Raw genomic sequence first — 12,423 nt, forward strand, 5'->3', positions numbered from 1 at the left:
TCACCCAACTGCGCGCCGACACCGTCGCAGCCTGGCTCCTCGGCGGGGAAGCCGACCTCATCCCCTCACCGAAAGCCCAGGTCCTGGTCACCGTGCCGGTGTTCGCACTGATGGGCCTGACCGAGGAACCCGCCATCCTCGACGGTTACGGACCCATCCCACCATCCATGGCCCGCACCCTCATCGCCGATGGTGCAGAGTCCTTCCACCGCGTCCTGGTTGACCCCCGCAACGGCGCACCCCTCGAAATCGGCCGCGACAGCTACCGGGTCCCCAAAGCCATGAGGCAATGGCTGCGCCTGCGGGACGGCAAATGCCCATTCCCCGGCTGTAACAACCAATCCCTGGACAACGACGCCGACCACATCCTCGCCTGGGCCAACGCCGGAACCACCGGCATCACCAACCTCGCCCAACCATGCCGCCGCCACCACCGGCTCAAACACACCTCACCCTGGACACCCACACCGGCGAGCGCCACCGAACCTCCCGGATAGATTTCCCCCACCGGCCGCCACTACACCAGCGAACACCCCGACTTCGAACGACCCATCTGGCCAGAAAAGGTGGACACCGCCGGGTTCGACACTGCCGGGTTGGACACCGCCGGGTTGGACACTGCCAGGCTCGACGCCGCCATGTTGGACACTGCCCTCGCTCGGGGCGTTCCCAACACCGTTCCCAGCTATACCCTGCCCCTGCACCTGCCTCGACCCTTGTCTCTGCCCGAAGATGATCTTCCGGAGTATGTGCTATTTCCTGATGACTCGCTCCCAGGGCGGCCCCTACCCCAGGATCCCTTTTTGAAGTGGGCGTCTCAGGGCTGGGGTTCTCAGAGCCGGGCGACGGACGGTTGGATGGCTGACGCCTGGTCGGCACCCACGGCAGATACGACCGTGGGCCGAACCGCGGAACTATAAGCCAGCAGGCGCTGGCACCGGTCCGCAGTTCGGCCCAGGGCCGGACTCGTTAGCTATTCAGTTATTCATCAGGGAAGTTATTCAAGAAGGCGGTTATTCAAGAAGGCAGTTATTCAACAGGCCAGTGGCGCCCTGGATCGGGCAGGTTACGTATTGGGCGTTATCTATCAGGCGCGTTGCGGCGAACCCAGCTCCACGGGGTCTTCATCCGTCAGGTACGCCAGCTCGGAGTGGGCAGCGAGGTCGATACCCCGAAGCTCGTCTTCCGGCTTGATACGGAGGCCAATCGCACGGTCCAGGATCTTCGCCAGAACCCAGGTGACCCCGAACGAGTAGGCCAGCACTGAGACAGTGGCCAGCGCCTGGATGCCAAGTTGCTGGAAGCCGCCGCCGTAGAAGAGACCGCTCACACCGTTCGGAGCCTTATCGGTCGCAAAGAGCCCGATCAGCAGGGTACCGATGATGCCGCCCACCAGGTGGACGCCTACGACGTCCAGCGAATCGTCATAGCCCAGGCGGAACTTCCATTCGATGGCGAGTGAGCAGACTGCGCCGGCGATGGCCCCGATGGCCACTGCACCCAGCGGGCTCACGGCACCGCACGCCGGAGTAATGGCAACCAAAGCGGCGATCAGGCCCGATGCCGCGCCCATGCTGGTGGCCGCCCCGTGACGGACCCGTTCAACCAGCGCCCAGGCAAGGAGCCCCGCCGACGCCGCTACGGCCGTGTTCAGGAAAACCACGGACGCCGACTGGCCGGCCGAGAGTGCCGAGCCCGCGTTGAATCCGAACCAGCCAATCCAGAGCAGGCCAGCGCCGATAAGCACCAGGGGCCGGCTGTGCGGCTTGGTGTGCTCCATCTTTGGCCAGCCGGAACTCTTTCCAAGAACCAGGGCCAGGGCCAGTGCGGCGGCGCCGGCGTTCATGTGTACTGCCGTGCCACCGGCGAAGTCGATGGCCTTGATGCCATTGGCAATCCAGCCGCCGGTAACGCTTCCGTCGGCAGACGAGAAGGCGAACACCCAGTGCGCAATGGGGAAGTAAACGACCGTGGCCCAGATGCCCGCGAACAGCATCCACGCACCGAACTTCATGCGCCCCGCCGCCGCTCCCGCAACCAGCGCGGTGGTCACGCAGGCGAAGAAGAGTTGGAAGGCCGCGAACAGGATGAGCGGGATGGATGCCGAGTCGTCCTTGGCCAGCATTTGTCCCATGCCCGGAAATTCGGTGATATCACCGATCAGCCCCAGGCCCCCCACAGAGTTGCCGAAGGCCAATGAGTAGCCGAACAGCGCCCAGAGCACAGCCACGAGGCTCGCGCCGCCGAAGCACATCATCATCATGTTGAGAATACGGCGGGACCCCACCATGCCTCCGTAAAACAGGGCGAGGGCGGGGATCATCATGCAGACCAGCGCGGAGCTGGCCAGAATCCAAGCGACATTTCCCGAATCCATGGGAAACCCCTTTCGTGATGCGAAGAGCGAACGGTAATCGCCCGTGAGAGCCGCTCCGGAGGAGGGACGCGGAATCCGTACCACGTTCACTGGAGGGCAGCTATTGCCGTCTGATTCCCACTGTAGGACTGCCGTTTCGCGCTGGGTTTCCGCCTTGTTAAATCATCGTTTCAGTCATTCACCTGCGAGTTTCAGAGGTCACTCCAGTTTTCGCCACCAAGCACAGCGGCCACGGACCCTGGTGGGTCCGTGGCCGCTGTGACATAAAAGCGCTGTGACATAAGCTGCGCTGTGGCGGGAGCTATCCGGGCGGATGCCTTAGATGAGGCCCTGCGCCAGCATGGCGTCAGCCACCTTGACGAAGCCGCCAATGTTCGCGCCCAGCACGTAGTTGCCCGGCTCGCCGTATTCGTCCGCGGTGGACGCGCAACGGTCGTGGATTCCCACCATGATCTCGGTGAGGCGCTGCTCGGTGTGTTCAAAGGTCCAGGAGTCACGGCTGGCATTCTGCTGCATCTCAAGTGCCGAGGTTGCAACCCCTCCGGCGTTGGCTGCTTTGCCCGGTCCGAACAGAACGCCGGAGTCCTGGAACACCGCCACGGCCTCCCGCGTGGAGGGCATGTTGGCACCTTCACCGACAGCGACGAGGCCATTGCGCACCAACCGCGCGGCAGCATCGCCGTCGAGCTCGTTCTGCGTCGCACAGGGAAGTGCCACCGTGGCATCGACGTCCCACACTGACCCCGCTTCCACATAGGAAACGCCGGGACGGCGGAGGCTGTAATCCTTGAGCCGTCCTCGTTCCACTTCCTTGACCTCACGCAAAAGTCCGACGTCGATACCCGCCTCGTCCACGATGTAACCGGAGGAGTCGGAGCACGCAACCACGCTGGCACCGAACGACTGCGCCTTGGCTATGGCGTTGATGGCGACGTTGCCGGAGCCTGACACCACAACGCGCTGGCCGTCGAAGGACTTTCCGCGTGTTTTCAGCATTTCCTGCGTGAAGATGACGGTGCCGTATCCGGTGGCTTCGGGGCGCACCAGGGAGCCGCCCCAGGAAATTCCCTTGCCCGTCAGGACGCCGGATTCGTAGCGGTTGGTGATGCGCTTGTACTGGCCAAAGAGGTAGCCGATTTCACGTCCGCCCACACCGATGTCGCCGGCCGGCACGTCCGTGTACTCGCCGATGTGGCGGTACAGCTCGGTCATAAAGGACTGGCAGAACCGCATGATCTCGGCATTGCTGCGGCCGCGGGGATCGAAGTCCGAGCCGCCTTTGCCGCCGCCGATCGGCATACCGGTCAGGGCGTTCTTGAAGATCTGCTCGAAACCGAGGAACTTCACGATGCCCAGGTAGACCGAGGGATGGAAGCGCAGGCCGCCCTTGTACGGGCCCAGGGCGGAGTTGAATTCAACCCGGAAACCCCTGTTGATCTGCACCCGGCCTGAGTCGTCGGTCCACGGGACGCGGAAGATGATCTGGCGCTCGGGCTCGCACAGCCGCTCCAGGATTGCGGCCTCGAGCAGTTCGGGGTGCCTGTCGTGGACGGGGCCGAGACTCTCGAAAACCTCGGTCACTGCCTGGTGGAATTCGGCCTCGCCAGGGTTTCGCGCCAGTACCGTATTCCGGATGGCTTCAAGCCGCGCGTCCACACTGTCTCCTCAAATTCGTTAAATGTTCAACATCAAATGATAACAACCGAACGTTCCTGTCCCGCCCTTTATGTCGTTCGCCCGGAAATACGTCCTCAGGCAGGTAGCTCAAGCCGTCGTTTAGGGGGCCCGGAACGACAGAGAGCGCAACCCAGTTGGGTGCGTGGGCGCCGGACGTGAAACCATACCCAGCATGGCCCAGAAAATTGCGTACCAGGGTGAGCCCGGCGCCAACTCAAATATTGCGTGCATGGACATGTTCCCCGAGCTGGAGAGCGTACCTTGTGCCAGCTTCGAGGACGCCTTTGAGCTGGTGGCCAGCGGTGAGGCCGAGCTGGCCATGATTCCGATCGAGAACTCCATCGCCGGCCGGGTGGCGGATATCCACATTCTGCTGCCCCAGTCGAACCTGCAGATTGTGGGAGAGTTCTTCCTCCCCATCCACTTCGACCTGCTGGGCATTCCGGGCAGCACCATCGACGGCGCCACCGAGGTCCACAGCCACATCCACGCCCTGGGGCAATGCCGCCGCCTGATCCGTGACGCCAAGCTCCGCCCCGTCATCGCCGGCGATACGGCCGGCTCCGCACGGGAAGTCCGGGAGTGGAACGACCCCACCAAGCTGTCCCTCGCGCCACCGCTCGCGGCCCGGATCTACGGCCTGGAGGTGCTGGCCTCGCGCGTCGAGGACGATCCCTCCAACACCACCCGCTTTGTGGTGCTGGCGCGGGAAAAAGACCTGCCCACCCGGGAGGAACTGCCGGGTCCGGCGGTGACCAGCTTTGTGTTCCGCGTCCGGAACGTTCCGTCTGCGCTGTACAAGGCACTGGGCGGCTTCGCCACGAACGGCGTGAACATGACCCGGCTCGAAAGCTACATGGTGGGGGACGAGTTCGCCGCCACCATGTTCATGGTGGACGTGGAAGGCCACCCCGAAGACACGCCGCTGCGGCTGGCGCTCGAGGAACTCGAGTTCTTCACCACCGAAGTACGCATCCTGGGCGTCTACCCCGCGGCCGAGCACCGCACCCAGCGGGCTGTCAGCCGCTAACCGGCCGACGCCCGCTCCGGGCGGCTGCTGCGTTATTCCTTCGCGGCCGTCCCGTCAGGCTCTGCGGGCTCGATCTTGGCAATGGAACCAGTGGCCGGGGCCACGGGCGGGGTGAGCACGGAGGCGTAATCGTGCTGCGTTGAGTACGTCAGGAAGCCCAGGTGGGCCTCGTAACGGTCCAGCACGTCGTCGATGATCTGCTGGTGGGTGACACCCATCAGGTCATACCCCTCCGAGCCGGTCTGCGCGAACACCTCAACGCGGTAGTACACGTCGGTTTCGCGGGACATGCGGCCGCCGAACATGGGCACCGGCGCCTCCACGGCCTGGACCTGGTACAGGAAGTCGCGGTGGTTCGGGATCCGGACAACCAGCGCATGGCTGGAGATGTTGGTGTCCTCGTTGGGGATGATGTCCAGGGTTGCCTCGTAGCCCTGCTTCGTGAATTCGCGGAGCACGTCGGCGAGGGCCGGCTGCACGACGCGTTCCATGAACTGGGCCACCTGCTTCTTCGACGGGTAGGCGCGCATCCCGGCCAGCCGTTGCCGCCAGGTGCGGTCCGGCACCATGCCGCCGTGCGCCGCCGTCGACTGCCTGCGCAGGACCTGGCCCTCGCGCTCAGCCCGCTCCATCCGCAGCGCCTTCGAGAACGAGGCCATCACCAGCCACGCGATGATGGTCACCGGCAGGGCGAAGATGAGCGTGGCGTATTCCATGGTGGTCACACCACCGGCAATCAGCATGGCGATGGTCAGCAAGGCGGTGAGGACCGCCCAGAAGATGCGGAGCCACTTGGCGCCGTCCTGGGACGGGTCCGGGATGGAGGAGGAGAAGTTGGACATCACCATGGCGCCGGAGTTGGCGCTCGTCAGGTAGAACAGCAGGCCGGACAGCGTGCCCAGGCCAATCAGGAAGCTGGCGCCGGGGAACATTTCCAGCAAGGCGTACCAGCCCTGTTCCGGGCTGTCCACGGCCAGCTGGGCGAACTCTTTGTTCCCGCTCAGGACCTCATGCATGGCACTGTTGCCGAAGATGCTCACGATCAGGAAGTCGCACAGGACCGGGGCGGTGATGGCGGCGATGACAAACTCCCGCAGGGTGCGGCCGCGGGAGATGCGGGCCAGGAACAGGCCCACGAACGGGCCCCACGCCAGCCAGAAAGCCCAGAAGAAGAGCGTCCAGCCGGCCATCCACTGGGACCCGCCTTCCTCGTACGCAAAGGTCTGCAGGGTGCGGTCGGGCAGGGTGAACAGGAACCGGCCGATGTTCTCCACCATCGCGTTCAGCAGGAACGAGGTCTTGCCGGTTACCAGGATGTACAGCAGCATGGCCGCCGAGCTCCAGATGTTCAGCTCCGAAATCCAGCGGATGCCTTTATCCACGCCGGACGTGCACGCGGCGATGGTCAGCACGACGGCGACAATCACCAGGGCGATCTGCAGCGCGAGTCCCTGCTCCAGGCCGAATATCAGCGCGAAGCCCACGTTCAGGAGCACCACCCCGATCCCCATGGATGTGGCAACGCCGAAGACCGTTCCCACCAGCGTGACGATGTCGATAGCGTCGCCGATGCCGCCGCGGACCCGCTTGCCGAGCAGCGGGTAAAGGGCAGCGCGGATGGAGAGCGGCATGCCCCACCGGTAGGCGAAATATCCCATAGCCATGCCGAGGAGGGCATACATGGCCCAGCCGGCTACGCCGTAGTGGAACATGGTCCAGACCACGGCATCCGCGGCGGCCGCCGGAGTTTGTCCCTGGCCTGCCGGCGGCGACATGTACTGGCTGATGGGCCCGGTAACGGAGAAGAAGAGCATGTCGATGCCCACCCCGGCAGCAAAGAGCATGGCCACCCAGGTGAAGAGCTTGTACTGGGGCCGCGAGTGGTCCGGGCCCAGACGGACAGAGCCTTCCTTGGAGAAGGCGACCCAGAGGACGAACCCGATCACCACGGTCACGGTGAGGACGTAGAACCAGCCCACGTTCTCTGCGATCCAGGCCACCACCGTCTTCATGGTGGACTGGGCGTTCGCAGGCACCAGCATCGCCCAGACGGAGAAGGCGATGATGATGACCGAGGCGATGACGAATACACGCCAGTTGACTTTAGGCTGCGGGGCCTCGATGAGTTCGGCGGGGCCGCGGCTGAGTTCCTGGCTGGAAACCGGTGGTCGGTTCTCAAATTCCGGGCCGCCGCGCTTGCGATCTGTACCGCCAAGCTGACTGCGTGGAACTAATGCCTGCGGTGGTCCGTCTGCCGGACGCCGCGTGTCTTCTTGTTCAGCCATGGAATCTCATGCTAGTACACGCGGCCAAAACGGGGCCCGGCCGGAGGTCGTCTGTACCCCCGCCTCGGGCGTCCGATTTCACGGGAACGGAGGCTTCTTCCCAGTGTCAATTCACGCCGGTTTGTGGCCCGCGGGGCCATCGTTTTCGCCGTTCAAACGGGTTTACGGCTGGGCAGGAGGGGCGCGAAGAAGGCCGCAAGTTCCGCTGTTGCCGACAAAGGCAGCACGTTCGCCACATACTGGTCCGGCCGGACCACCACCACAACGCCGTCCCGGTGCAGGCCGCGGAGTTCGAAGATGTCAGCCTTGGGATCAGTGGCGTAGACCTTCTCGTAGTCCCTGAGTTTGAACGGTCCCACGTATGGCTTGAACACCTCCGGGACGGTGCCGATGTCCACGCTGGTGTGGTCCTGTTGGTAGATGACTTTGACGTCGAACCAGGCGTCCCGATCAGCTCCCGACGGCGTCGCATCGAGCGGCGATTCGGCTGAGGTCGCGAGCCACCCGGCCAGGTCCGTGGTGGGTGAGGGGGCGCCTGCGGCTGCCGGGTCCGCGAAGACGTAGATGCGCCAGCGGCCATCGGCTGTGGCATGGTGCCCAAGGTGGATGGGGTTCGCGTCGCACACCCGGACCACCGGCGCAGACTTGAACCGCTTGCCGATGGGGAAGCCGGCCGCCAAATGCTGGTGGGTGGCTTCGGCAGTGATGAGGGACGGCGTGTACTGGGTCATGAATCCTGCGGGGAACTCGGCCGTCCTGACATAGAAGTCCTCCAGTTCGGAGGGGTTCTCGAACTCCTCCGGCTTCTTCGCCATCATGGTGGACCATACTTTGTCGAAGTCGATGAGGTTCTTCGCCACCACCTGGCGCTCCGCCGAGTACGTGGCGAGCAGGCTGGCGGGGCTACGGCCTTCCAGGACGTGTCCGAGTTTCCAGCCGAGATTGAAGCCGTCCTGCAACGAAACGTTCATGCCCTGGCCGGCCTTGGCGCTGTGTGTGTGGCAGGCGTCGCCGGTGATGAAAACGCGTGGCGTGCGCTCGCCACGCTGGTCCGGAAGGACGTCGTCGAACCTGTCCGTCAGGCGGTGCGCAACCTCATACACGCTGTGCCAGGCAACGTTTCTGACGTCAAGCGAGTAGGGGCGCAGGATGGCGTTCGCATGCGCGATGATCTGCTCGATCGTGGTGCTTCGCACGGCGCCCTTGTTCGCCGGGTCCACTTCACCGAGATCCACGTACATCCGGAAGAGATGGCCGCCTTCGCGCGGGATCAGCAGGATGCTCCCGCCTGCCCCGGACTGGATGGCGCACTTGGTCCGGATATCGGGGAAATCCGTGACGGCGAGGACATCCATGACTCCCCACGCATGATGTGCCTCGTCGCCGGCCATGGTGCAGCCGATGGCGGCCCGCACCTTGCTGCGCGCGCCGTCCGCACCCACAACGTATTTGGCCCGGACCACGCGTTCTTCGCCCTCGTTCGGACCGACGGCATGGGCGAGGGTGACGGTCACGGGATAATCGCCTTCACCCACTTCGAGGCTGCGGAACTCGTAACCGTAGTCCGGTTTCATCCGGGTTGGCGCGTCCGCCATGTATTCGGCGAAGTAGTCCAGCACGCGGGCCTGGTTGACAATCAGGTGCGGAAATTCGCTGATGCCCATCTCATCGTCAACAGCCCGCGCGGCCCGGACAATCCGGGAGTGGTCCGCGGGGTCAGGCTTCCAGAACGCCATCTCGGTGATGCGGTACGCCTCGGCGATGATCCGCTCGGCGAAGCCAAAGGCCTGGAAGGTCTCCACACTGCGGGCCTGGATGCCGTCCGCCTGGCCGATCACCAGCCTCCCGGCACGGCGTTCCACAATGCGGGTGGTGATGCCGGGAAATTGGGAAAGCTGGGCGGCCGCGAGCATTCCAGCCGGGCCGGTGCCGACAATCAGCACGTCGACTTCGCCCGGCAGGTCTGCAGGCCGGTTGAGACCGACGCCGGCGGCAGGCTGGATGCGGGGGTCCCCTGATACGTAACCGTGGTGATGGAACTGCACGGGCTTCCTCACTTCGTTGTGTGAATGTACTCGATAGTACGCTTCACGCCCCGCGATTTCAGGAGCAGTGCCAGGCCGGGCTTTGTGCGCCCGGCGAGGAGACCCGTACTAACCGAGCGCGGGGGCCACCGTGGTGCCGGAACTGAACTGGCGCCGGGCCCAGCGGGCGAGTTTCTTGCCCTTGCCCTTCCACCAGCTGTCCTCGTCCTTGTCATGGTGGAGGCGGAAGATGATCGCCACCATCACGAACGTGGACATGCAGACGTCAGTCCAGGACCAGGACAGTGCGGCGATGAGCGCACTCATGCCGGTGGCAATGATGGACGGGACGGCCAGCGTCCGGAAGACCGTGCTGGCTATATACCGGCGGTGCGATCTTGGCACCGAGAGTGCCCGCACCATGTCAAAACAGGCGCAGACCACCACAACGGTCTGCCCGAAGGCCAGCAGGATCAGCCCGATGCTGGACCCGGCAAACATAACCACTGAAGAACCAAACACGTGAAACCCCCAGAGTCTCGAAGTGCCGCTGTGAGACCAGCAACGGTTCCATTCAAGACACTGCGGGCCGGCGGGTCACCAGTAGTGGGTACTCGAATTTTCCGGGTGGCCGATTCCGGGGTTCTTGTTTCGGGTGCGTCTACTTGCCCAGGGCCCGGGGGCGCCAGACCACGACGGCCTGCGAGCGTGCGCGCGGACGCTGACCGCGGGCCAGGCTCACCACGTCGCCTGCCGCGCCGGCGGCAAAAATCCTGGAGTCCAAGGGATCACGACGGCGGGCCACCTCCTCGGTCAGCTCGGTCACCTTGCGCTGGAGGGCAGCCACCTGGTTCTCCAGTTGGAGGATCCGTTTGATGCCCTCCAGCGAGACGCCTTCCTGGGAGAGACGCTGGACCTCGCGCAGCATGTTGACGTCCCGCTGTGAATAGCGGCGCGACTTCCCCGGCGCCCGGCTGGGCGAGACGATGCCCAGCCGGTCGTATTGCCGGAGGGTCTGCGGGTGCATATCTGCCAGTTCCGCCGCCACCGAGATCACGAAGATCGGCTGGTCAGCACTGATATTCACGGTCTGCTCCGCTGATTACAGCCGGGCCTTGGCGGCCAGGCCCTGCCGGACATCGGCGTCGGCGGTGGCCTCGGCGAACGCCTTGACGGCCGCCTCAGCCTCCTTGTTCAGGTTCTTGGGCACCGCGACGTCGATGGTCACCAGAAGATCACCGGTAGCCTTTGACGTTTTCACGCCGCGCCCCTTCACCCGGAGCGTGCGGCCCGAGGGCGTGCCGGCCGGGACGCGGACCTTGACCGTCTCGCCGTCAATGGTGGGAACTTCGATGTCCGCGCCCAAAGCAGCTTCCGGGAAGCTGACCGGTACGTGGATGCGGAGGTTGTCGCCGTCGCGCGTGTAAAAAGCGTGGGGCTGGACGGACACGGACACCACCAGGTCGCCGTTGCCGGCAGGTGAGGGCTGGCCCTTGCCGCGGACGCGCACCTTCTGGCCGTCCTTGATGCCGGCTGGCACCCGGACGTCAATGACTTCGCCGCTGGGTTCGCGCAGGCCGATGGTGGTGCCGCGGATCGAGCCGGCGAACGAAATGCTTGTGGACGCGGTCCGGTCGGCGCCCTTCTGGGGTGCACGCTGGAACCCGGTCTGGCCGCCGAAACCGCCGCCGAACAAGTCCGCGAACTCGGGCGGAATGCCGCCCGAGGTGCTGAAACCGCCGGCATGGCGTCCGGCGTTGCCGGTGAACAGGCCGCCGAACATGTCCTCGAAGCCGCCACTGCCAGCGCCGGCACCGCCGGGAGCAAACCTGGCGCCGCCACCCATGGCACGGATGGCGTCGTACTGCTGGCGCTCGTCCGGATCAGAAAGCACCGAATAAGCCTCGGAGATGTCCTTGAACTTCTTCTCCGAGGCAGCATTACCCGCGTTGGTGTCCGGGTGGTGCTGGCGGGCAAGTTTCCGGTACGCCTTCTTGATATCGGCGTCGGAAGCGTCCTTGGCGATACCAAGGATCGCGTAAAAGTCCTTGTCCACCCAATCCTGGCTAGCCAATGGCGTTTCCTTTCTAAGTCTTGAAATAAAAGCTCTCCGCGGTACAGGGGCCCCCGCCCCTACGCTGGGTGGCTACGGATCTGCGATCCTTAGCCACCCAGCTTCGGCAGGCCCGATGCCACTCCCGGGGCCCCTGTACCGCTGCGAGCTTCGTGGTTACCTCACCTTAGGCGAGATGACCGCACGCGCGGAGGCCGGATATGGGGCGGCGGTGTGGAGGGCACCGCGAAGCGGGCACCGCCCCATATCCGGCGTAGCGCATTGGTGACCCCTAGGCCGGTACCGCGACAACAACCTGGGCTGCGCGGAGGACGCGGTCGCCTGAGCGGTAGCCGGAGCGGAGGACCTGGCTGACGGTGTCAACCTCGATGTCCTCGCCCGCCTGCTGAATCAGGGCCTCGTGGATGTTCGGGTCGAACTCCACGCCGGTTTCGGCGATGCGGACCAGGCCGTACGTCTTCAGCGCGGTCTCCAGCTTGGTGGCGATGGCCGCGAACGGACCGTCCGCGAGGTCACCGTGCTGGCGGGCGGCGTCGATGTCGTCCAGGACCGGAAGCAGGGAGTTCAGGACGCCGATGACGGCCATCTCCCCTGCCACGGCCCGGTCGCGCTCGACGCGCTTGCGGTAGTTGACGTACTCAGCCTGGAGCCGGAGGAGGTCGTTCTTCAGCTCGGCCGCCTCTGCATTCGCTGCGCCCTGGGCCACCGATTCCTCGGCCGGCACCTCCACCCCGTTGAGGATTTCCTCAGCCTGGGCGAGGGCATCCCCGTCGGAGTCCACCGGTGAGTGGGCCTGAGCGTGCTGCTCACCCTCCGGGTGCCGGGCCTGCCCGGTCACCGGGTCAACCTTGCGGTTGTCCCGGATGACCGGATCCTGGCGGTCGCCTGCCTGCCGCTCCTGGTTTTCCTGGCTCGCGGGTGAGCTGTGCTCTTCCTCGTTACCGTGGTGCGGCATG

At 64.8% G+C, this 12,423-nt stretch carries 9 protein-coding genes and 1 pseudogene; 2 read left to right on the plus strand and 8 right to left on the minus strand.

Annotated features, from left to right (window positions below; all coding sequences use genetic code 11):
* Nucleotides 1–920, plus strand: a pseudogene (locus PY310_RS14170) (HNH endonuclease signature motif containing protein); the annotation flags it as partial.
* Between the two features lie 167 nt (nucleotides 921–1,087).
* Here the strand turns inward: PY310_RS14170 and PY310_RS14175 are convergent.
* Both PY310_RS14175 and gdhA read right to left on the minus strand, forming a co-directional pair.
* Entirely contained in the window at nucleotides 1,088–2,377 is a 1,290-nt protein-coding gene (locus PY310_RS14175; RefSeq protein ID WP_275215108.1) for an ammonium transporter, read from the minus strand.
* Nucleotides 2,378–2,695: 318 nt separating this feature from the next.
* On the minus strand, nucleotides 2,696–4,033 hold the full coding sequence (gene gdhA, locus PY310_RS14180) for an NADP-specific glutamate dehydrogenase (RefSeq protein WP_275215109.1): 1,338 nt from the start codon (nucleotides 4,031–4,033) through the stop codon (nucleotides 2,696–2,698).
* A 193-nt stretch (nucleotides 4,034–4,226) separates the two neighbouring features.
* Here gdhA and PY310_RS14185 point away from each other — a divergent pair, with 193 nt between their 5' ends.
* Complete coding sequence (locus PY310_RS14185; protein WP_275215110.1) at nucleotides 4,227–5,084, plus strand: prephenate dehydratase; 858 nt, start codon at nucleotides 4,227–4,229, stop codon at nucleotides 5,082–5,084.
* Between the two features lie 32 nt (nucleotides 5,085–5,116).
* On the opposite strand, the gene betT is transcribed toward PY310_RS14185, so the two are convergent.
* From betT to PY310_RS14215, 6 genes are all read right to left on the minus strand, one after another.
* Nucleotides 5,117–7,369 (minus strand): choline BCCT transporter BetT, encoded by a 2,253-nt coding sequence (betT, locus tag PY310_RS14190; RefSeq protein ID WP_275215111.1) that lies wholly within the window; start codon nucleotides 7,367–7,369, stop codon nucleotides 5,117–5,119.
* 152 nt (nucleotides 7,370–7,521) lie between these two features.
* Nucleotides 7,522–9,414: an FAD-binding monooxygenase gene (locus tag PY310_RS14195; protein WP_275215112.1), complete on the minus strand. Its 1,893-nt coding sequence runs from the start codon at nucleotides 9,412–9,414 to the stop codon at nucleotides 7,522–7,524.
* 108 nt (nucleotides 9,415–9,522) lie between these two features.
* Nucleotides 9,523–9,894: a hypothetical protein gene (locus PY310_RS14200; protein ID WP_275215209.1), complete on the minus strand. Its 372-nt coding sequence runs from the start codon at nucleotides 9,892–9,894 to the stop codon at nucleotides 9,523–9,525.
* A 160-nt stretch (nucleotides 9,895–10,054) separates the two neighbouring features.
* Nucleotides 10,055–10,480 (minus strand): heat shock protein transcriptional repressor HspR, encoded by a 426-nt coding sequence (locus PY310_RS14205; protein ID WP_275215113.1) that lies wholly within the window; start codon nucleotides 10,478–10,480, stop codon nucleotides 10,055–10,057.
* Between the two features lie 15 nt (nucleotides 10,481–10,495).
* Entirely contained in the window at nucleotides 10,496–11,467 is a 972-nt protein-coding gene (locus PY310_RS14210) for a DnaJ C-terminal domain-containing protein (protein WP_275215114.1), read from the minus strand.
* Nucleotides 11,468–11,738: 271 nt separating this feature from the next.
* Entirely contained in the window at nucleotides 11,739–12,422 is a 684-nt protein-coding gene (locus PY310_RS14215) for a nucleotide exchange factor GrpE (protein WP_275215115.1), read from the minus strand.
* Between the last annotated feature and the right edge of the window lies 1 nt (nucleotide 12,423).

Source organism: Pseudarthrobacter naphthalenicus (assembly GCF_029076445.1).
GTDB lineage: Bacteria > Actinomycetota > Actinomycetes > Actinomycetales > Micrococcaceae > Arthrobacter > Arthrobacter naphthalenicus.